Source organism: Bdellovibrio sp. HCB-162, assembly GCF_047344985.1.
GTDB lineage: Bacteria > Bdellovibrionota > Bdellovibrionia > Bdellovibrionales > Bdellovibrionaceae > Bdellovibrio.
This window is the reverse complement of the sequence record NZ_CP178861.1, coordinates 2,770,034-2,790,392: the sequence shown is the minus strand read 5'-3', so window position 1 is coordinate 2,790,392 and position 20,359 is coordinate 2,770,034. Positions and strand designations below refer to the sequence as shown.

Here is a 20,359-nt window from a genome sequence, read left to right as displayed (position 1 = left end):
GTAATTTGTATTTATGGCAGAAGAAAATAGTTTTGAGATCCGTTGTGGGGTCGTGATTGCGATATTTGCCGCAATCATGGCGGTGAGTGACTTGGTCGCGGGCAAATATGGGGACGATGAAATCATCGGCACCAATGATAAAGCCGCTGCCTATATGTGGTACCAATCCAAAAGCATCAAAGAAACTTTGGTCGAAGGGGAAAAGTCTCTTCTTGAAAGTCTTAAGGAATCCGGCGCGATTCAAGCCAAAGCCGGTCCCGGTATTGATGCTCATATCGCGAATTTAAATCGAAAAATTCAGCGCTATAAAAAAGAGAAGAATGAAATTCTCAAAGGCTCTGAATCCGTCGGCAAAGAGGGTTGGGTTCAGGATCTCAATGGCGAGCTGGGTAAAATCATCGGCGCGCAAGAGATTGAAGCGCATCTAACTTCTTTAGCTAAAGCCGGGGACCGCTTTGATATGGCAAGCCTCTTTTTTCAGGTGTGCTTGGTGTTGGGCGCTTTAAGCTTGGTGCTAAAAAAACAAAAGCTTCAAAACTTGTTTTTTTCGGGAATGTGTTTTTTGGGAATCTTAGGCGCCAGCATTTCGGTTTGGGCTTATCTTTCGATTTAAAAAGTAAGTGCGTGTCTTAAGCCGCTTTTTTACGGAAATAGATTTCTCTTTGCAGATCCGTCAGTGAAGCGACGATTTTTCCTTCGCTGGCATTGGCCATGTGGTTAAACTCCACGCCTAAAACCAGATGCAGATCATCTTTTTCGCGGATGTTCTTAATCATGCCTTGAACCAAGATCGGTTCGCGATCTCCTAAAAAAACTTCGGCTTGCACAAGGTCATCCAGCTTGAAATTAGCTTCGGCCATGGAAATTTCCACAGCGCACCCTTCAGTGCTCAGATCCAGCAGGCGACAAGTGTAAGCGCACACCACTTGGTTTAAATAATTGATAACGAGTTCTGCGGAATAATCTGTCGGAAGAACGTAACGGTAATTGCGACGTCTTTGCAGATGAAACAAATTGAGTACAGTTAAAGTCACATGATTTTCACCCACAACAGGATGAGTTTCAAAAAGGTAGCGCTCTGATCCAACGTTAAAGGTGGCGGTAAATGTGTCGCCCTCTTGAGTGTTCATGCTCTCTTCTGGAGGACGGCATTTGAGCTGCATATTGGAATTAATGCTTAAAGGCTTTAAAGCAACACTGCGGTCGAATTTATCGCGCAAATAAATAGTCTCCTGATTCGCCAAAACCTTTTGGAGAATCGTCTGCTTGTCAGACTCTTTATTTATCGCTTTAAAGATGACCAAAGCTTCGCTCATAGTTTTACGCCGCCGCTACAATCTTATGACCACATTCGTGGCAGAATTTAGCTCCGGCCTGCAACTCAACGCTGCAAGCAGGGCAGGCAGGTCCACCCGACGTGACTTTCTTTTTAACGACTTCTTTTTCGTCCATGTCGACGAAACCTTTTTCGTTCCACTTTTCAATTTCACGCAGCATCTTCCAGCTTTGGAAAATAGAGCGGAACTCTTTCACTTCAAATTGTAAAAGCACTCCAGAACCGCCATTTTTTCTTTTCATGAAGACGCCTTTGCCTTCAAGACGGTTGAAGTGATCGTTATTTAAGTTAATACCGATTTCGTTTTTGCAGTATTCGCCGAATTTCGCAAAGTCTACACTGACGATACCAAAGCGGTCTGGCTGTTCGTTCTCGCAAAGTTTTAAAAGACCGTCGAGCATTTGTTGGCAAAGCTCATCGACTTTCAGAAGTTCTGAACGACCACCTTTAAAGTAGTAATACTGATAGAATTCAAAGAAGCTTTCTAGCAAACCCAAATCCAAGAAATGAACTTTTTGAATTTCGTCGGGTCCCTCTGGATTGTCAGGAGCCTTACCCATTTCATAAAGAGCGAGCTTCAACTTCACAAGAACATTGATCACTTGCTCCACACGCTTTGGAGATTCCCCCATCACACGTTGGGAGTACTGCTTCATCATATTCCAATCGACAATCACGCGGCCCGGTTGAGAGCGATCGCCTTTATGATTCGCTGTATGGAAAACAGATCCAAAAGCTTTTGCCACTTGATCTTCAGGGCAAGGGGAGGAGTCTTTTTCTAGTTTGCTGGAACGAACATCATTCACCGCCAAACGCAAACGATCTGCCAAAGATTTGATGATGACTTTGAGCATTTGCGGGGCACCTTCATACTGCTGCTTCAAAGCTTCAACAGGAATTTCCAAAACTTTGGTTTCCGTTGTTGCGATAGCGGCTGTGGGGTGTGTGCCTTGGCCTAAAATAATTTGGTCACCCAAAATATGAGAAGAACCCAATTGAAAAAGGTCGATGGTTTTTTTACCGCGAATCAAACACTGATTCGCACCACCAGATTGGATCAGATAAACCGACGTGATTTTGTCGCCATCTTTATAGATCACTTCGCCTTTTTTGAACGTTTTTACAGACATAGGCTCTAACTCCTTACAGTCATCTCCAAGCTTTTATCGGTAAAAGAGTTCCGAATATTTACCCCCAAACCCCTTATCTTTAGTCTAGTTCCCGCGGATGCGGAGGATGTTCAACCGCCTTGCGGTTGCACTGGACTTGGTTTATAACCCTCTCCATGGACTATTTCTTTTCTCCCGCATCCCCAGAACACCAAAAACGCGAAAAGGCGAAAGCCCGTGAATTGCGTATGAGCCAATGGTGGAAGCAGGAGCTAGGGAAGGGCCTTTGTTATCATTGCGGGAATCGCTTCAAGCCTGCCGATCTCACAATGGATCACTTAATTCCGATAGCTCGTGGCGGGAAATCCAACAAGAACAACTGCGTTCCCTCTTGCAAAGACTGCAATACGAAAAAGGGTTATAAAACCCGTGCGGAGATGGCTTTAGAAGAGCTGTCGCAGAATTCCCAATCAGACTCTGAATCCTCTGAGGACTGACTACATTCCGACGGCGAGCCAGTCGACATAAAATACCAAAGAGTTGTGGGGAAGGGTTGAAGCGTTGCAAGTCGTTGCGTCGTAAGAGCCATTCAAATTGATGTAAATACGAAAGCCCGTTGCCGTCGGATTGTAAACGGAGTTTCCTCCTGTCGTGACCCAATGACCGCCACTTCCCCCGAGACTTGGGAAATATTTAAACACAGTTGTGAATCCACATGCTGCTGTGTTGATGTCGATGTAAGCACCACAAGATCCTGTGCTTGCGGCATTGATGGAATAGTAAGTCCAGGTTGTACCAGATCTTCCGGCACAGGCTTTGAGCGCATTACCTGAAGTGTCTTTAACAGCACCAAATAAATTACCCGTGACTTTGGCATCGCCAGCAACTTCCAACTTTGCTGTCGGAGCCACGGTATTTATACCAACGTTTCCGTTGTGATCAATGCGCATTCTTTCTGCGCCGTTCACTGCTCCATTGGTTGTCGTTGTAAAACGCAAGGCAGAACCATGACCTGTTGACGACCAGTTTTCTGTGGCGGCACCACTGACTCCAGTGGGTTGAGCCTGAACAGAAAATGCAGTTCCGTCATAACCGGTCATCGCAAACCAAGAGAAAGTATCCAGATTGTTCAATGCCGTCGGAGCACTTGCGGTGCCTCGGGCTCCGCGAGTTTGTACAAGTCCACCGGGATTTGATGTGGCGTATGTTGTCGACGTGATCCCGCGACTTGTGTTGCCGGTTGTATCGACCACTTCTAAAGTTGTGCTTGGAGATGTTGTTGCAATCCCGACGTTACCGCCGGATGTGATTGTCATTCTTGTGGCGTTGTTTGTTTCAAAGTTCAAAGCATAGGTGTCGTTGGTACCTAGAGTGGCATCAGCAGCAAAGCTATTTCCACCGTTAGCGAAAACTCCTGAAGATGAATAGTTGGTACAACCCATGACTCCAGAAGCATCAAAGGTGACGATTTGACCTATGCTGCAGTTGAAAGTCGAAAGCGTGTTTCCGCTGCCGTTTGAAACGATCAATCTATTCGCTGTGAAGGAGGTCGCTCCTGTGCCACCTTTACTCACAGGAACAGCAGAAGGAAAGTTCGCAGGATCTGCGCTGATAGTTCCGGAAGACACCGCGATACCAGCGCCAACTTGCACAGCCCCTTTTGCTGATGTAGTAGCGTCATTAATTGAAATTGCGGGAGTCGTTGAACCTGTCGCAACCACAATCGGCGCAGTCCCCGTAACATTAGTCACAGTTCCATTTGTTGGAGTGATCCATTGAAGGCCCGAAGCTTGTGCCGAGTTGGCTGATAGAACTTGTCCGTTGGTTCCGACCGGCAAACGAATATCATTCGTACCATCATGAACAATCAAATCACCTTTAGTTGTACTTGGAGAAAGACCATTGAAAGCCGCCGTCGCTGTCGTCTGTCCCGTACCGCCATTTGCAATCGGTAAAGTGCCCGTGACTTCGGTTGCTAAGTTTACGGCAGCACCATTACTCGCAGCGGTTAAACGACCTTGAGCATCCACTGTGATATTAGCTCTTGTGTAAGAACCTGCAGTCACAGCTGTGTTTGCTAAAGAAATAGTTCCAGTAGAAGTAATCGGTCCACCACTAAGCCCTGTACCTGTCGCGATATTCGTGACAGTGCCACCAGCGTTGGTGTCTGTATCGCTCGCACACTCCCAACGAGAGTTGGCAGCAATCCATTTTAAAACCTGTCCATCAGTACAAGCTACATTGTTAGGTTTGTAAGTGAGATATTTTGAAGCAGCGCTGTTGATATCACCATAATCAAGAGTCACAGCACCAGTTTTTGTTGCGACTGAAGTTACGGGGAACGCGATGGCTGCATTTGAGGCTGCTGTTAAGCGACCTTTGCTATCTACAGTGAATGTTCCAACTTGCGTAGTTGAACCATAGGAACCTGCAGTGACAGCCGTTGCTACTAATGTTGGATTTGGATAAGTTCCAGTAAGGTCTCCACCCGCAGCGCCTGTTGGTGTGCGAGCATCTGTAAAACGCGGGTCATTACCAGCAGCGACAGTGTTGGCAACTGTGCCTACATTCAAAGTTAGAACGGGAGTTGTGTTTCCTGTTGCTACAGACAAATAACTATTAGCACTTGTTACGTTTGTAACAGTTCCACCAGCATTTGTATCGACATCGTTTGCACATTCCCAACGGGAGTTGGCGGCGATCCATTTAATGACTTGGCCATCAGCACATGCCACGTTGTTGGGTTTATAAGTTAAATATTTAGAGGCCGCATTGTTAATATCGCCATAATCCAAAGTCACTGCACCAGTCTTAGTTGCAACCGAAGTCACAGGAAATGCGATGGCTGAATTTGAAGCCGCAGTTAAACGTCCTTGAGCATCAACGGTAAAAGTACCTACTTGTGTAGTTGAACCATAAGAACCAGGAGTCACTGCCGTGTTAGCTAAAGAAATAGTTCCTGTAGATGTGATAGGTCCGCCACTTAGACCAGTACCAGTCGCAATGTTTGTGACAGTCCCACCCGCATTTGAATCGTTAGCCGGAGCCCACTTCGTTCCATCGTATTTTAAAACTTGGCCAGTAGCTAATCCGGTTGTATCAACGTCTACACCTTTAATCTTATTAACGGTAACAGCACCAATCGTTCCGCTCACGTCACCCGCAACAGAAACATTGATCGACTGACATTGAAAAGAACTAGAGACAGAATTCCAGTACGGAGTTTGGTGGGCCGCACAGTTCGCATTTACAACAGCCGTATTAAAGGCGGCTACCGTATGATAATTACTCAACGTCGCATTTAGATTTGTAATATCACTTGTTGTGATTGCAGAGCTTCCCCATTGAGAGCCGTCAAATTTTAAGAAGTGACCTGAAGTTGGAGCTGCATTAGAAACCGCCACTCCTTGAAGTTTCGCTACGGAAGGATTTGGATAAGTTCCAGACAAATCTCCACCGGCAGGTCCCGTCGGTGTGCGCGAATTTGTAAAACGGGAATCATCACCCGCAGCAACAGTTCCCGCCGCCGTGCCCACATTCAAAGTCAGGGCCGGAGTCGAGGTGTTATTGGTGACCGTGACATAGCCATTTGTCGAAGTCACGCTCGTCACTGTACCGCCGCTTGCACCGGTAACCGGAGCACAAACCATCGCGGAACCATTCCATCTTAAAAACTCATTTGTTGAGCAAGTTGGAACTCCGGTTTTTAGAACGAAGTCATTCTCTGTTTTCGTTCCTAGTTTTTCTGCCGACAAAGCGTAAGCAGAGTAGGGCACTGTGCGGATTTCATTCGAAGGTGAAATCACTTTCCAACCACTGCCATCGTGGAACTGAACTTTTAAAAGACGAATATCGCCAGTAGCAGCCGCGTAAGTCGCTCCGCCATAACAGTCGTGAGTTTTTGAATTGTTAAATGAATCTAACAGAGTGAACAAAGGATCTGTCGGAAACAACTTTGTGCCTGATCCAATGGGCACATCAAAGACCCCTTTGGAGTTGACCATATTCACACCGTCGCGCTGTTCGCGGTAGATCACGCAATTGCCATTGGGGCTTGTGATTTCAAATAAGAAACTTGTGTTGTTGAATTCAAGAGGGGAACCGTCGGCTTTGAGAATGCGACCTTGATATGTTAAAGCATTAGGTGCCGCATGTGCGCACCAAGAAACTAATAATGCTAAAACCAGACACGTTCCAAACTTCAAGAAGCTCATATAGTGAACTTATCGGATGTTCCCTGGGGCGCCGTTAAGGTTCAGTGAAAAATATTTCTCTATTGTGAGAAATAGAACTGTTGGATTGTCTCAAAAAAAGACAAAGAACTAGTAAGCCACACCAACGGCTGTGAGTTCCCAAAGGTTGCTATCATTATGAATCTGAGAAGTGCACGCGCCTCTAGATATAATGTACAAATCATAAGTCGTCGTGGAAGCGATATCGACATAGCCGATCACTGTTGCTGTTGTATAGTCCCCAGTTGCCGCCGGCATAAGAGTGTATTTCACGATGGTATCCGCAGCCACATTACGAATGCCGAAGTCAGCGCGACATGAGGTGGGCGTTGTAATTCCCATTCCCGTGATTTGCCAGCGCCCTGGTGGCAAAGTGATTGTGACCCCCGAAGAAGCGCGACTGGTTCCATTCGAGGAGTTTCCAACGACAGATATATTTCCGCGTATGATAGTTTGTTTCCAAGCGGCATTTCCGTTGGCATCCGATGCGAGCACGCGGCCTTGAGCTTGATTGCCGTCGACGACTCTCACCGTACCATTGACATGAAGGGCGGCGGAAGGATTCGCTGTGCCAATACCGACATAACCATTGTCTCGACCGATCGCGATGAATCCCGTTTCAGTATTATTACTGACAGCGCCCATTTTGAAAACATTCAAACCGCCGCGGTCGTCATAATAAAGGCTGCCACCATAAGCATTGTTCGTCGTTGGATCTTGGATGAAAATTCCAGGGGAGCCTTCTTCGCCACCACCGCCAGCTATGTGAAGAGTCTGAACGGGACTTGCGGCTCCAATGCCTACGTTTCCTGCGAAATAATTCGTATTGGTTGCATCTGATTGATAGAGGCCATATTTATTTGTCGCCTCAACAGCGCCAATATAAACGCCATATCCTGTTGTGACTGTTCCTCCGCCTGTATTTGAAACTCCGAAAGATCCGGCTTTAGCTGAAGAGATCGTGCCTGTGGATTGATTGTAGATCGCTCCCGAAGCTCCTGTAGCGGCAGAAATAGGGCTGGCGGATTTATGATAAACATCACTCACGGAGCCCAGCGCACCGTTGATTGTTCCCGTTTGACCGGCAGCGGTTTCGATACGGTTCACAGCTCCGTATAAAGCGCCGGTAAAATTATACGAAGTGCTCGGCATGATCGTGGACCACGATCCATGAAGGTTTGAAGGCATATCCGCAGTAAGAGCGGGCGCCAGTTGAAATTTTGCAGTCGTGCCGGGAGGATTTGAAGCTGCGTTGTATACGTGAAGCTGAGCCGCCGGGCTTGAGGTTCCAATTCCGACATAACCGCTAGAAGTGACGGTCATTCGTATCGCATTGTTAGTTTCGAAATTTAAAGCGTAGTTATCGTTGGTTCCTAACGTCGCATCTGCACCAAAAGAATTTCCACCGTTTAAAAACACGGAACCTGTTGTGAAGGTTGAGCAAATCATCAGCCCCGTGGCATCGAAGGAAACCATCTGACCGACGGCGCAGTTAAATGTTGTCACAGCAGAGCCGGTGCCATTCGAAGCGAGAAGTCTATTGGCGGTAAGCGAAGTTGCTCCCGTACCGCCCTTTGAAACCGGCACAGCAGAAGGGAAGTTTGCTGGATCAGCACTGATAGTTCCGGAGGTGACTGCGATACCAGCTCCGACTTGCACAGCGCCTTTTTCTGAAGTTGTTGCATCGTTAATTGAAATCGCCGGAGTTGTTGATCCCGTTGCCACAACAATGGGAGCTGTTCCCGTAACATTCGTTACCGTTCCGTTCGTTGGAGTGATCCACTGAAGACCGGAAGCTTGTGCTGAGTTAGCAGACAATACCTGTCCGTTTGTACCGACAGGCAAACGAATATCATTCGTACCGTCGTGAACAATTAAGTCACCTTTTGTTGTGCTTGGTGAAAGACCATTGAAAGCAGCTGTGACAGTAGTTTGTCCTGTGCCACCATTTGCAATTGGTAAAGTGCCAGTCACTTCAGTTGCTAAATTCACAGCGGCACCATTACTCGCAGATGTTAAACGACCTTGCGCATCCACAGTGATATTTGCGCGAGTATAAGATCCCGCAGTTACAGCCGTGTTTGCTAAAGAAATAGTTCCGGTAGAAGTAATTGGTCCACCACTTAATCCAGTACCCGTTGCGATATTCGTGACGGTACCGCCAGCGTTGGTATCTGTATCGCTCGCGCACTCCCAACGAGAATTTGCAGCAATCCATTTTAAAACTTGTCCATCAGCACAAGCTACATTGTTAGGTTTGTAAGTGAGATATTTTGAAGCGGCACTGTTGATATCACCATAATCAAGTGTCACTGCACCAGTTTTAGTTGCAACAGAAGTCACAGGAAATGCAATTGCAGAATTCGAAGCCGCAGTTAAACGTCCTTGAGTATCGACTGTGAAAGTGCCAACTTGTGTTGTTGAGCCGTACGCTCCTGCTGTCACTGCGGTATTAGCAAGTGAAATAGTTCCAGTCGTAGTAATAGGACCACCACTCAATCCGGTACCTGTCGCGATATTAGTAACAGTCCCACCCGCATTTGAATCGTTGGCAGGAGCCCACTTCGTTCCGTCATATTTTAAAACCTGGCCAGAAGTTAATCCGGTTGTATCAACATCAACACCTTTGATTTTATTTACGGAAACAGCACCAATGGTTCCGCTCACATCTCCAGCAACAGAAACATTGATCGACTGACATTGAAAAGAACCAGAAACCGAATTCCAATAAGGAGTTTGATGAGCAGCACAGTTAGCACTTCCAACAGCAGAATTAAACGCAGCCACTGTATGATAATTACTCAAAGAAGAATTCAAATTCGTAACATCGCTCATACCAATAGCAGCGCCAATCCACTGAGTGCCATCAAACTTTAAAAAATTCCCATTAGTTGGTGCGGCACTAGAAACCGCGACACTTTGAATTTTTGCCACGGAAGGATTCGGATAAGTCCCAGACAAATCTCCACCTGCAGCACCCGTAGGAACACGAGCGTTCGTAAAACGAGAGTCATCACCCGCAGCGACAGTTCCCGCAACTGTACCAACATTCAAAGTCACAACAGGAGTGGAAGTGTTATTCACGATCGTTACATAAGAGTTCGAAGACGTAACATTGGTGACAGTCCCGCCACTAGCACCCGTCACCGGAGCACAAGAAAGAGCGGCTCCATTCCAAGTCAAAAACTCATTTCCAGCACAGCTTGGCACTCCCGTTTTAACGAAGAAGTCATTCTCTGTTTTCGTTCCCAGTTTTTGGGCCGAAAGAGCGTAAGCAGAATAGGGGACCGAGCGAATCTCACTGGAGGGAGAAATCACCTTCCAACCACTGCCATCGTGGAACTGAACTTTTAAAAGACGAATGTCTCCGGCAGAGGCAGCATAAGTTGAACCACCGTAACAATCATGGATTTTGGAATTGTTAAAAGAGTCTAAAAGTGTGACTAAAGGATCTGTTGGAAAAAGTTTTGTGCCGGATCCAATGGGGATGTCAAAGACACCACCCGAATTAAGCATGTTGATACCGTCGCGCTGTTCGCGATAAATAACGCAAGTGCCGGCGGGGTTGGTAATTTCAAAAAGAAAGCTTGTATTGTTGTAGGTAAGAGGCGAACCGTCCGCTTTCAGAATACGGCCTTGATAAGTCAAAGCATTAGGAGCTGCCACCGAAAAGGATGGCAAAATGAACAGTAAAAAGAAAACCAGGCACGTACCGAAAAAGTTCATGGTTAACTTATCGGCTCTTTACGAGAATTTTATAAATTATTGAAACGAAGTTTTCAATTTGAGACGATGGGCGGGGCCTCTAGGCGAGCGAAGCCGTGGCGATGGTCAAGATCGCCTCTGTTTTTCCATCTTTTTTAAGCGGCGCCATCCATAACATTTGATTGCGGATGGCTAGACGTTCTAAGGAGTCTCTTTCTTTGATCACATGTTCTTTATTGTGAACTTCCAAAGGTTTTGAAATATCTGTCATAAAAGTTTTCAACGTTTGTTCAAGACTTCTCTGATCTTCAACCATTCGTTCGTAGAGGTTGTACCATTTGCGGCAGTAAAGGTCCTCGAGGGTGTAGCTGCAAACTTCAAAAAAGAGCAGAGTTCGAAAAATCTGTGTTTGCGAAAAACTATAGGCTTCAACGAGATGATTTGGTCGAATCTGATCCAGAATAAATGAGTCAGCTTCAAGTCCCTGACGAAGAAGAGCCTTTTCTGTGAAGCGGCGAGGGTCTCGTAAAGATCCGCCTTCCATCTTCACATCAAGACAGATTTGATAATAAATTTGCAAATCGCGGATCACCTGAAGCTGCTCTTCGTTTGGAAGCAATGCAAAAAAAGAAAGAGAAGAGTTGGAGTAAGGTCGAATCACCAAACCTGTCTCGCCAATCAAGGCACAAATATTCTCGCTATGAACTTTGAATCTCTGTGATAAGCTCAATCCGGATGATGAATTCATAGGAAATTTTGTAACATCAAATTTGTTTAGTTGTGAGTTGTGATTCCTCATATTCAAAATTACACCACGCAGCGTTGAGGCTTTAGTCTTGCTTTAACCCCCTGCGTTGGAGTTAACCTATCAAAGTCATTCATTAAAATTCGTTAACATCTCGTGAAGGATCAAGCGACCGTGAGTAAGATTACTAAAAGTAGTACCGCTGAATATTTTGCGAAGAACCTCCAACAAGTGGGATTCTCGTCTCCATTGAAAGCCGTTTTGACGACTTTGAAAGAGGCCGTAGACAACTCTTTGGATGCGTGTGAGCAGGCGGGTATTCTTCCAGATCTTTTGATTGAAGTTTCAAAAGTAGGAACTGGTTCAACTAAAAATACTGATTTAATTCGCATCGTTGTCGAAGATAACGGGCCGGGAATCGAAGCTGAAGATCTCGCAAAAGTATATGGTGAGTATCTTGCGTCTTCTAAATTCGGACGTGGACAATGTTCACGCGGACAACAAGGTATCGGTATTTCTGCAGCAACAACATGGGCGCAAATGACCAATGCCCGTGGTGTGAATGTTGTTTCTAAGACTAAAAAAATGCGTAAAGCCGTGTCGGCACAAGTCGACGTGGATATCAAATCCAATACGGGTGTTCTAAAAAATAAAGAAACTTTGGATTGGGATCGTGACCACGGAACTCGCGTTGAGTTCGTTCTTGATGGACGTATTCAACTTAACGGTGACGGCGGTATCGTGACTTATATTGAGGGCACAATCCTTGTGAACCCTCACATGACTGTCACTTATAAATTGATGGAAAATGATTTCGTCACTGTGACTCGCGTGAGCCAAGAAGTTCCGCAAATTCCAGAGGCGTCTTTGCCGCATCCTCATACGTTCAAACTAGGTGAGTTTATCACTCATTCCACTTTGTTCGGTAAAACGACTTTGTCTAAATTTTTGAAGACAGGTTTCTCTCGTATTTCTGATCAATCTATTTCAGAGTTCGTGAAAAAAGGTCTTCCAAAAAGCCTTCTTGAAAAGCCTTTGACGTCGTTGACTGAAGAAGACTTCAAAAAAGTTTTCCAAGCTGTGCAAAACACCGAGTTGATGGCGCCATCGACAAGATCCGTTTTGACTGTGGGAGAGGAAGCTCTTTCTAAGTCTATTATTCGTCTAGGTGAAATCGACTTCTTCGCGGTTGTGACTCGTAAACCGACTATTTGTGACTTTAAACCTGTCGTGGTGGAAGTTGCTTTGGCGCGTTTCAAAGACCGCAATCAGTCTCCAGATTCTCCAGTGACTTTGCTTCGTTTTGCGAACCGCGTTCCGTTGCAATTCGATAAATCCGGTTGCGCGATCACATGGGCGATTGAGTCCGTGAATTGGAAAACTTACGGTTTGGGTCAGCCCAAAGACAGCTTGCCACTAGGACCGTATATTTTCGCGGTTTCTATCGTGTCTCCGTTTATTAAATTTAAAAATGCTTCGAAAGAAACAATCGATGCTTCCGAAGAGTTGGTGGCAGAGATTCGTTTGGCGCTCATCCAAGCAGGTCAAAAGCTTTCTCGTCACATCAAAAAAGAAGTGAAAGAAGCCGACCTTGAAAGAAAATTGGCGCACATCGAGCAGTTTGGTCCAATCCTTGTTGAAGGTTTGGCAAGCATCATCAAAGCTCCAGAATCTCGTAAGAAAAAGGCCGAAGAAGGTTTGAAAAAACTTTTGGGCCGTGACTCTGAAGAGGCGATGGCTGACTTGGAAGCGGCGGAATCTAAACTTCTTGCGCAAAAACAACGCGAGAAGAAAAAAGGTATTTCTCACGGAGACGACGAAGATATCGACGTGATTTCTTCTGAAGAATTGGTTGAAGAAGCTTCTGAACCGCAAGGAACGAAGAAAACAACGACCAAAAAAGCCGTAACTACTACTAAGAAAACAACTGGGAAAAAAGCGTAATGGCAAAACTATTAAGCATTCGCGAATTAAAAATTGATATTCCTAAAGAAGCCCGCATTTTGGCTGACAAAATGTTGAAAGACCTTGAGATGTCGAAACGCCCTGTTTTAGAGGCGGTCAAAACATCTTTGGACAACTCTTTGTACAACTCGAAAGTGGGTTACCTCACTCCGGGTGATAAAGTTGTTCGTACGGAATTGAACGTGTCTTCCGTGCAAAAACTTGCACGTGTGGTTTTCATTCTTGAAATCCTGCTTCGTAACCTTGATGTTGGAAACGTCAATACGAAGCGTGAGCTTTACTACATCTGTAAAGGTGAGATCAAAGGCAACCCGCGTTTGAAGCCTTTGGATTTCGAAGACCAGCCGGAATCAGATGCGATCATCGATTTTATCGGTGATATGCTTGAAGTGTATCGTGAAGAATTAAACGTTTTCGCCAATGATCGTGGTGGGCAGACTTACTCTCAACAACTTGTTGTGACAGAGACTTTGCCAGACGGCGACCGTGCGGTGATTGATCTTTCGACTTTGGGAACTTCGCCGTTCCAGCCGAAGAACAAACCACAAGCTTTGAAACTAAAAGCAAAAAAGAAAATCGATTTCTGCTTGATCGTTGAGTCCGAAGGTACAGCGAATACGCTTGTCACAATGGGATTCACGAAACGTAACAACTGTATCGTGATGGGTGCTCAAGGGGTTCCATCCAACGGTGTGCGTGGTTGGGCAAAACTGATCCAAGAAGAGTTGGACGTCCCAATGTACTTCTTCGGAGATCTGGATGCGTACACATTGCAAAATATCTACCGTACTTTGAAAGCCGGTTCTGCGGCGTCTTTGATCCGTAATGCTGACTTCTCTGCGCCGAATGTGAAATTCTTGGGCGTATTGCCGGAAGACGTAAAAAAATATGATCTTCCTCACTACAAAGTCAGAGAATCCGATCCGGCCGAAGCACGCGCTTTGAAAAAAGCCAAAGATGCTTTGGAAAACGATCCGTTCTTCTTGGATAAAAAGAACAAAAACTTGGCGGACATCCTTCGCTGGTTGATCAAAGAAAAGATTCGTTGCGAGCAACAATCTTACTTCTCTGTGGATCCAAAAGATCCAATTAAAACAGAGAAACTGATCCTGGAAAAAATCAAAAGAGGATCTTACGTTTAAAACAAAAAGGGGCTCACCAAGCCCCTTTTTTAATAGGTAATTCATGAAACAAACTCTCACTTCTTTCGTTCTTTGGGTGATGACGATTGCAACGGGATTGTGTGTTGCAAATCTTTATTACTGCCAACCTTTGCTTCACCAAATTCAAAACACTTTCGGGGCCAGTGCTGCTGTGATGGGATGGATTCCGACGGGCACGCAACTGGGATACGCGCTGGGGATGTTTTTCTTAAGTCCTTTAGGGGATCGTTTTGAAAGACGTCGTTTGATTTTTATTTCAACACTGGTGTCGGCGGCGTGTTTGATTGGCGTTGCGCTTTCACCGAATATTTATTTCGTGATTGTTTTAAGCCTGCTCTTGGGACTTGCGACAATGACTCCGCAATATATCATTCCGTTTGCTGCGCATCTTTCGTCTCCTCAGAAAAGAGGACAGACAGTCGGAATGGTGATGAGCGGAATGCTTTTAGGAATTTTATTGGCGCGCACAGTTTCTGGTTTTATCGGAGATCTTTTTGGTTGGCGCGTGATGTTTGGCTCCGCTTCCGTGGTGCTTGTGATCTTGGCATTTGTTCTAAGGGCCGCCCTTCCACAAAGTGAACCGAGCTTTTCAGGAAGTTATGCAGGACTTCTTAAATCCGTTATTCAGTTAGTGAAAGAGCTTCCGGTTCTTCGTGAGTCGATGGTGTTTGGCTCAATGATGTTTGGCGCCTTCAGTGCCTTCTGGGCCACGCTGATTTATTTGATGGAGTCTCCAGCATTCAATTTAGGTGCAAAGACGGTGGGGCTTTTTGGAATTTTAGGAGCCTCAGGTGCGTTGGCGGCTCCTTTGGTTGGAAGACTCGCTGACCGTCGCAGCCCTCGTCAGACGGTGGGCTACGGAATTGCGATGATGGGCATTTCATTTTTGATTTATCTTTTCTTTGGAGGAACGTCTTTGATCGCACTCAGCATTGGTGTTGTGATCATGGACGTGGGCTTGCAAGTGGCGCACGTGTCGAATCAAAGTCGGGTCTTTTCCTTGATCCCCGAAGCTCGCAGCCGTTTGAACACGGCTTACATGTTTTTCTATTTTATCGGAGGAGCCGCGGGATCGTTGCTCGCAAGTATTGCCTGGTCACAAGCACAGTGGACAGGTGTTTGCCTTGTGGCATTGGCTTTCGTAGCAATCGCGGGAACGACTTATTTTGTTAAGAAGCCCGCGAAGAATGTTGAGACTTTGTCTTCTTAGAATTTTTTCTCGACGCCGATTAAGAACATGTCTTGATCTTTGTGATTGCCGGTGACAACGCGGTTAAAGCGCACGCCGACTTTCACAGTTTTCGTGACGTTTTTAGAAAGTCCTAAACTCATAAGACCTAAAAGTTTCGTGCGATCTTCCAAAGCATCGTGAGCGATGTAAGGTCCGGCACCGACACTGAAGGTCCAATTGTTTTCACTCTTCGTCACATACCAGATTTGTCCTGCGACACCTTTGCGATCAACGACACCGGTGTTGCCTTCATAGATGATACTGACAGAGTAGGCGATATTTGGAGTCGCTAACTTTTGTACTTCGACTTGAAATCCGCGAACCATATCGGCACCACCGCGAGTGGTGTGAGAGTTTCCGCCCCACATACTGGCTTCGATATTTTTGCGAATGATGTCTTCACGGGCATCCCTGAAATTATAACCAACACCGACAAAAAGAGTGTCGGTGTTCACAGAGCCGGGAACTTGTGCATGGGTGTACTGTGCACGCAAATCAAAGTTAGATCCGTAAACGCGATAAAGAACCGCAATGGCCGCCATGGCCCCGAATTTTTTGTCGTTAAGCTGTTCACCATTCACGGTTGTCGTGTTCATCGAGTAGTAAGGACCGACACCAGCCTGAATGGAAAGATCTTTTGTGATCGGCTGATTGTACCAACCCATCACCGCAAAACCGTCGCGATGATTGTTTTGAGGAGTGCCTTCATTGTAGTACATCACGCCGACGCGGGAGTTTTGGCCGGTTTTGTATTCATAGCCATACTGACCGCCTTGATAGCCTGTTGAGTTGCCATCAGAGGCGCGACCGACACCACCCATGCCATAGACATTGCCGTCGTTAGCCACCGCACTAAATCCCATGAGCATCGCCAAAGTGAAGGCCATTTTCTTCATCGCGAATTCCTTTTTGAAAAAGTAGACGAGGCTCAAGAAGCAAGCTCTGTGCTGAGTTTCGAACACCCTAAAACGAAAGAAACGGGGAATGAAAATTACAGTGGCAACAGAAAGCGCAAATTTGCGAGTTCTGCATAGTTCTTAAACGAAGAACCGTTTTTCAGTAGATTTTCATTTGCAGGGAATCAAGCCGCCTTTAAATGCATTTAATACATTTTAGGCCACAAATATTGAGTTTTTAAAGATCCAACCCTATAACTGCGTCTGAAGCGAAGCCTATGAAATTACCGAGAAATTCTTTAAACATAAATAAAACAATTCTTCTCTCTGCCTTACTGCACGGAGGAGCATTCGTATTGGGTCTTTCGCTGGCTGCTCCAGAAATAGTTCCATTACCAGTAGGTGTGGAACTCATGTACGGCGACGGAGGCCAAGAGCAAGCACCAAAAATCGAAGCAGCCAAGCCGGTAAAAATAAAAACAGCGGTGGTTGCTGACGACTCCGATGCACCAGCATTGAAAAACGAAAAAGTAGAAACCACACAAGAGCCCCAACAAGCTTCCACAGGAAAAACAATGGGCTCAGTAGCAGGCACTTCAGAAAAAGGCGCCTTAGAAGGCCGCGAAGGTGTTGCCAACGGCACTGAAGTTTCTCCGGAGGAAAGATACCTCTACGAAATCAAAAAGCTACTAGAGCGCCGCAAACGCTATCCAGTGATGGCCAAAAAAATGGGCCACACAGGAAAAGTAACAATGCGATTTACTTTAGCTGCTGACGGTTCACTGCAGGAAAGCGAAGTCGTAGAAAAAACTCCTTATGATTCCTTGAACAAAGCCGCCCACGAACTGGTAAAAGGCATCGACAAAATGAAACCATTCCCCCAAGAAATCCAAAAAACATCTTGGGTCATCACAGTTCCCATTGAATATTCTCTGAACTAAATTTTCAAACGAAGCTCGCGCCAGAAAAATGCACGAGGCCTCGTCTTGCAAAACGCGCTAAAAGATAGTCATGGAAACTAATGGGCGCAATTTCCAACATTTATTGCGGTCCATACTACGCAGGTCACCGCCAAGTATTTCCGAACATCAGCAAAATTTGAAGCTAGGAGGAGTGGACTTAGGGAAGGTGGACCGAAGGACGGCCTTCGTCGGCGCCACGATGGCGCGAACCACTGCGCAGCAGTGGCGACGACCGAGCCCGGATGGCGTGCCGACCGTAGTGTCTATCTTCCCTAAGTCCACTCCTCCTAGCTTCAAATCCTCGCTCGAAGCTATCGGCAATTACTTCGTGATGCCCTGAAAGTTAGTACAGTAATAAACGTAAAAAGTTCGGGCGTGAATTCCGTGGCGGAATGTTTTCATTTCTTCTTTTTGGCAAGAATCCCACTTAGCCCATTCCATCGGATCGGCTGGATATTTTTCTGTGCTCACAAAGATAGCGTCTTGGCCTTTAAGATTATTCATCTCTTCTTGTGATTGCATCACAGTGTAGTTACTGACGGTTGAACTTAACATGTACACTTTTTGTTTTGTACCCCATGTGGTTTGTGCCGTGTTTTCATAACGGTGAGCTGCAATAAACGGCTTTCTTCCGCTCTCAGCGTGAATTTCTCTTTGGCGGCGATTCACGTAGCGGCCTAGATCTTCCCAGCCTGTGAATTCGTTGCTGAAATCGTAAGTGGTTTTCCATTCGCCGTTCGGGTTAAAAAGTTTGTAGGCTTTTGGAATCCATGGATACACGAACGGAGTGTAACTGATAAGTCCCAACACGATGAAGAATCCGGCAATACCCCACGTATAGATTTTGTTTCTTGGTTTGACGATTTTGCGACGGCCCCAGTAAAGACCTTGAGACCAGATGGCCCCAGCACCGATCAACAGCAGTGTGTAAGCAGCCCCACTCCAGTGCGGTTTGTAGTCAGCAAACAACGGTTGCGGATAGAAGACGGCAATCGAGGGCACTGTCAGGCAGAATAAAAATCTCCAGCGCGCTTCTTTGATTTTTACAATTGACGTAATGAATGCCAAGACAATCATCACGTACAAGAACGGTGTTGTGAACAGCAATTGAGCGCCAAAGAACACGAACCAACGTGATAAATTGAAATGCTCGCCCGTATGACGATCGTGGAATTGATACTTAAATCCGGGCCACTCGTGAACTTGATTCCACCAGAAGATCGGTGTGCACAAGACAGTTGCGATTAAGAAACCCACCCACGGCCACGGTGTTAGTAAATCCTTGCGACGATTCGGAGTGGCTAAAAGATAAAGTCCAAACCCCGGTGCTAACAAAGCGATGATGAATTTGGAATTAAGTCCCAGGCCCATCAAAACGCCGAGCCATAGCCATGTTTTTTTCACGCTCCAACGTTTGTCATCTTCGCGCACGCCTTGCCAGAAGACCCAGGAAGCCGCCACCCAGCAAAACATAAACGGTGGCTCTGGTGAGGCGACATAACCACCGAAACCCCAAAACGGAGACCACAACAAAATCACGCCGACAAAAATCGCGGCCCATTCGTCGAACAAATCTTTGGTGAGCTTATAAAGTAAAACAACTGTTCCGACAAAACACAGAAAGCCGGGAAGGCGAACTCCTAAATACGTATCACCCAAAAGACTTGTTGTGATGGCTTCAAGCCACGCAATCATGCCGGGGTGATCGAAGTAAGAAAGCTGTAACCATTTTGACCAAGACCAGTGATACGCTTCATCGTCGATCAAACCAATGTTTAACGAGAAAAAAGCTCGAAATAGCAGTGTAAGAATGAAGAGAATTGTGACTTTCTGCGCTGTACTTTGCTGCTTCCAAAATTCACGAATCACGGGTGTTTTCCTTGTGAGAGATGTCAGAGATCAGTCCTATTATTTCATGGCGCGCAAGGCAACATCTTTCTTGCCTAGAGCAGAGGCTCAATGCGAATCTGCTCAGATGAAATGGACCCTCATTGCGACCACAGGATTGCTGCTTTTTTCGGGCTGTCAAAGCTATCGTTATTACGATCCGAAAAAGCCTCATCGTGGAGAAAATCGTTTTTATAATAACTACGATAATTCTCCCAAAGCGAACTTTTGGAAGTGGCAGTGGGCGCGCCTGACAGACTCAAAGCCTCCAGAGCCGCCGTTTCAACCCGTCGTTTTAAAAACGGATACAAATTATTTACGCAACAATCGCCATGAAAACACTTTAACATGGGTGGGACATGCGACGTCGCTTTTGCAAATTGAAGGCGTCAATATTTTGATGGATCCGGTGTTCTCTGAGCGCGTGTCTCCGGTAAGTTTTCTGGGTCCCAAACGTCTCACGTCACTGCCTTTTGAAATTGCCGATCTTCCCGCAATTGATGTCGTCGTGATTTCTCACGCGCATTACGATCACTTGGATCTTCCAACATTGCGCGAACTTGCAAAGCGAGACGGGAATACTTTATTTCTTGTGCCTTTAGGTGATGAAGCGCTTTTGAATTCGGAAGGAATTAAAAACGTCAAAGAAGTGGACTGGTGGGATCAGGTTGCCTTCAAAAATCTGACACTGACACTCACGCCTGCCCAGCACTGGAGTCAGCGCAATCTTTTTGACACGAACAAAACTCTTTGGGGCGGTTGGCACATACAAGGAAAAAATCTCAAAGCTCTTTACACGGGTGATACGGGATACTCGCAAGACTTTGCTGATATTCGCAAAAAATTAGGAGCCGTGGACCTAGCACTCATTCCCATCGGAGCTTACGAGCCTCGTTGGTTTATGAAAAAGCAACACGTCGATCCCGAAGAAGCCGTAAAAATTCATAAAGATTTAGAATCCAAACTTTCCATCGGCGTTCATTGGGGCACATTCCGTTTATCCGATGAAGCGATGGCAGCACCGCCAGAAGATTTGAAAAAAGCTTTAGAAAAAGAAAATCTCAGTGCCGAAGCTTTCCGTGTTTTAAAGCACGGTGAAATTTTGAAGTTAAATAATTAAAGAGGACT

Annotated in this window: 14 protein-coding genes; 7 read left to right on the top strand and 7 right to left on the bottom strand. The window is 45.9% G+C overall.

The genetic code is table 11. From position 1 onward, the window contains the following. Positions 1-13: 13 nt before the first annotated feature. Positions 14-613 carry a DUF4337 domain-containing protein gene (locus tag ACLSSO_RS13500; protein ID WP_295901806.1) on the top strand — a complete coding sequence of 200 codons (600 nt, stop codon included), beginning with the start codon at positions 14-16 and terminating at the stop codon, positions 611-613. Between the two features lie 16 nt (positions 614-629). Here the strand turns inward: ACLSSO_RS13500 and ACLSSO_RS13495 are convergent, their stop codons facing one another. Together ACLSSO_RS13495 and ACLSSO_RS13490 are read right to left on the bottom strand one after the other, a co-directional pair. Next, positions 630-1,316 (bottom strand): PilZ domain-containing protein, encoded by a 687-nt coding sequence (locus ACLSSO_RS13495; RefSeq protein ID WP_413943128.1) that lies wholly within the window; start codon positions 1,314-1,316, stop codon positions 630-632. A gap of 4 nt (positions 1,317-1,320) precedes the next feature. Further along, positions 1,321-2,466, bottom strand: a complete 1,146-nt coding sequence (locus ACLSSO_RS13490) for a cyclic nucleotide-binding domain-containing protein (RefSeq protein ID WP_413943127.1) — start codon at positions 2,464-2,466, stop codon at positions 1,321-1,323. 155 nt (positions 2,467-2,621) lie between these two features. On the opposite strand from ACLSSO_RS13490, the gene ACLSSO_RS13485 reads away from it, so the two are divergent. Then, on the top strand, positions 2,622-2,942 hold the full coding sequence (locus ACLSSO_RS13485) for an HNH endonuclease (RefSeq protein ID WP_413943126.1): 321 nt from the start codon (positions 2,622-2,624) through the stop codon (positions 2,940-2,942). Here ACLSSO_RS13485 and ACLSSO_RS13480 read toward each other — a convergent pair whose 3' ends face one another. From ACLSSO_RS13480 to ACLSSO_RS13470, 3 genes are all read right to left on the bottom strand, one after another. After that, complete coding sequence (locus ACLSSO_RS13480; protein ID WP_413943125.1) at positions 2,943-6,659, bottom strand: beta strand repeat-containing protein; 3,717 nt, start codon at positions 6,657-6,659, stop codon at positions 2,943-2,945. Positions 6,660-6,767: 108 nt separating this feature from the next. Further along, positions 6,768-10,403: a beta strand repeat-containing protein gene (locus tag ACLSSO_RS13475; RefSeq protein WP_413943124.1), complete on the bottom strand. Its 3,636-nt coding sequence runs from the start codon at positions 10,401-10,403 to the stop codon at positions 6,768-6,770. A gap of 79 nt (positions 10,404-10,482) precedes the next feature. Beyond that, on the bottom strand, positions 10,483-11,130 hold the full coding sequence (locus ACLSSO_RS13470; protein WP_413943123.1) for a hypothetical protein: 648 nt from the start codon (positions 11,128-11,130) through the stop codon (positions 10,483-10,485). Positions 11,131-11,301: 171 nt separating this feature from the next. Between ACLSSO_RS13470 and ACLSSO_RS13465 the strand changes: the two genes are divergently transcribed. Genes ACLSSO_RS13465 through ACLSSO_RS13455 form a run of 3 tightly spaced genes read left to right on the top strand, consistent with a single transcriptional unit; the run spans position 11,302 to position 15,465 of the window. Next, complete coding sequence (locus ACLSSO_RS13465) at positions 11,302-13,071, top strand: DNA topoisomerase VI subunit B (protein WP_295905930.1); 1,770 nt, start codon at positions 11,302-11,304, stop codon at positions 13,069-13,071. Next, the gene (locus tag ACLSSO_RS13460; protein ID WP_413943122.1) at positions 13,071-14,234 is read left to right on the top strand and encodes a DNA topoisomerase VI; all 1,164 of its coding nucleotides are present in this window, start codon (positions 13,071-13,073) and stop codon (positions 14,232-14,234) included. Before ACLSSO_RS13465 ends, ACLSSO_RS13460 begins: the two co-directional genes overlap by 1 nt. A gap of 43 nt (positions 14,235-14,277) precedes the next feature. Continuing rightward, positions 14,278-15,465: an MFS transporter gene (locus ACLSSO_RS13455; RefSeq protein ID WP_413943121.1), complete on the top strand. Its 1,188-nt coding sequence runs from the start codon at positions 14,278-14,280 to the stop codon at positions 15,463-15,465. Here the strand turns inward: ACLSSO_RS13455 and ACLSSO_RS13450 are convergent. Continuing rightward, positions 15,462-16,382, bottom strand: a complete 921-nt coding sequence (locus ACLSSO_RS13450) for an outer membrane beta-barrel protein (RefSeq protein ID WP_413943120.1) — start codon at positions 16,380-16,382, stop codon at positions 15,462-15,464. The two genes, ACLSSO_RS13455 and ACLSSO_RS13450, sit on opposite strands and share 4 nt — an antisense overlap. A gap of 278 nt (positions 16,383-16,660) precedes the next feature. Between ACLSSO_RS13450 and ACLSSO_RS13445 the strand changes: the two genes are divergently transcribed. After that, positions 16,661-17,323: an energy transducer TonB gene (locus tag ACLSSO_RS13445; protein ID WP_295900950.1), complete on the top strand. Its 663-nt coding sequence runs from the start codon at positions 16,661-16,663 to the stop codon at positions 17,321-17,323. 342 nt (positions 17,324-17,665) lie between these two features. Here ACLSSO_RS13445 and ACLSSO_RS13440 read toward each other — a convergent pair whose 3' ends face one another. Further along, positions 17,666-19,213, bottom strand: a complete 1,548-nt coding sequence (locus tag ACLSSO_RS13440) for an ArnT family glycosyltransferase (RefSeq protein ID WP_413943119.1) — start codon at positions 19,211-19,213, stop codon at positions 17,666-17,668. 106 nt (positions 19,214-19,319) lie between these two features. On the opposite strand from ACLSSO_RS13440, the gene ACLSSO_RS13435 reads away from it, so the two are divergent. Then, the gene (locus ACLSSO_RS13435; RefSeq protein WP_413943118.1) at positions 19,320-20,351 is read left to right on the top strand and encodes an MBL fold metallo-hydrolase; all 1,032 of its coding nucleotides are present in this window, start codon (positions 19,320-19,322) and stop codon (positions 20,349-20,351) included. Positions 20,352-20,359 lie beyond the last annotated feature (8 nt).

Coding starts and splice junctions, on each gene's coding strand:
- ACLSSO_RS13495 (WP_413943128.1), bottom strand. CDS start 1,316: ATGAGCGAAGCTTTGGTCATCTTTAAAGCGATAAATAAAGAGTCTGAC.
- ACLSSO_RS13475 (WP_413943124.1), bottom strand. CDS start 10,403: ATGAACTTTTTCGGTACGTGCCTGGTTTTCTTTTTACTGTTCATTTTG.
- ACLSSO_RS13485 (WP_413943126.1), top strand. CDS start 2,622: ATGGACTATTTCTTTTCTCCCGCATCCCCAGAACACCAAAAACGCGAA.
- ACLSSO_RS13480 (WP_413943125.1), bottom strand. CDS start 6,659: ATGAGCTTCTTGAAGTTTGGAACGTGTCTGGTTTTAGCATTATTAGTT.
- ACLSSO_RS13490 (WP_413943127.1), bottom strand. CDS start 2,466: ATGTCTGTAAAAACGTTCAAAAAAGGCGAAGTGATCTATAAAGATGGC.
- ACLSSO_RS13470 (WP_413943123.1), bottom strand. CDS start 11,130: ATGAATTCATCATCCGGATTGAGCTTATCACAGAGATTCAAAGTTCAT.
- ACLSSO_RS13435 (WP_413943118.1), top strand. CDS start 19,320: ATGAAATGGACCCTCATTGCGACCACAGGATTGCTGCTTTTTTCGGGC.
- ACLSSO_RS13460 (WP_413943122.1), top strand. CDS start 13,071: ATGGCAAAACTATTAAGCATTCGCGAATTAAAAATTGATATTCCTAAA.
- ACLSSO_RS13445 (WP_295900950.1), top strand. CDS start 16,661: ATGAAATTACCGAGAAATTCTTTAAACATAAATAAAACAATTCTTCTC.
- ACLSSO_RS13455 (WP_413943121.1), top strand. CDS start 14,278: ATGAAACAAACTCTCACTTCTTTCGTTCTTTGGGTGATGACGATTGCA.
- ACLSSO_RS13500 (WP_295901806.1), top strand. CDS start 14: ATGGCAGAAGAAAATAGTTTTGAGATCCGTTGTGGGGTCGTGATTGCG.
- ACLSSO_RS13450 (WP_413943120.1), bottom strand. CDS start 16,382: ATGAAGAAAATGGCCTTCACTTTGGCGATGCTCATGGGATTTAGTGCG.